General features: G+C 31.3%; 2 protein-coding genes. Both read left to right on the forward strand.

Annotated elements, in window-relative coordinates:
- On the forward strand, positions 1-191 hold a 191-nt coding region (locus HZY83_RS00070), incomplete at its 5' end, for a CidA/LrgA family protein (RefSeq protein WP_370520014.1).
- Positions 188-383, forward strand: a 196-nt coding sequence (locus HZY83_RS00075; RefSeq protein ID WP_179942089.1) for an LrgB family protein, incomplete at its 3' end; no start/stop codon positions are given. The genes HZY83_RS00070 and HZY83_RS00075, both read left to right, overlap by 4 nt.

A 383-nucleotide genomic window follows, 5' to 3' on the forward strand; every position in this document is an offset into this window, starting at 1 on the left:
AGACAATGGTATTTTTCTTTATCCCATCAGTGGTAGGTATTATGGATGTAGCTTCTGATATTACGTTAAATTATGTATTATTCTTTATCGTAATTATTATAGGTACATGTGTAGTTGCTTTATCTTCAGGCTTTATAGCTGAAAAAATGGTAGGAAAAGACAAAATAACTAAAGGGACAGATCAGTCATGAATGATTATTTACAAGCCGTTATCATGATATTATTAACAGTCATTTTGTACTATGGTTCTAAGCGACTCCAAGATAAATATAAAAATCCATTATTAAACCCTGCGCTGATAGCATCAATTGGGATAATAATTATACTATTAGTTTTCGGAGTGAGTTACAAAGGGTATATGAAAGGTGGTACATGGATTAACC

The organism is Gemella sp. GH3 (assembly GCF_013415425.1).
GTDB lineage: Bacteria > Bacillota > Bacilli > Staphylococcales > Gemellaceae > Gemelliphila.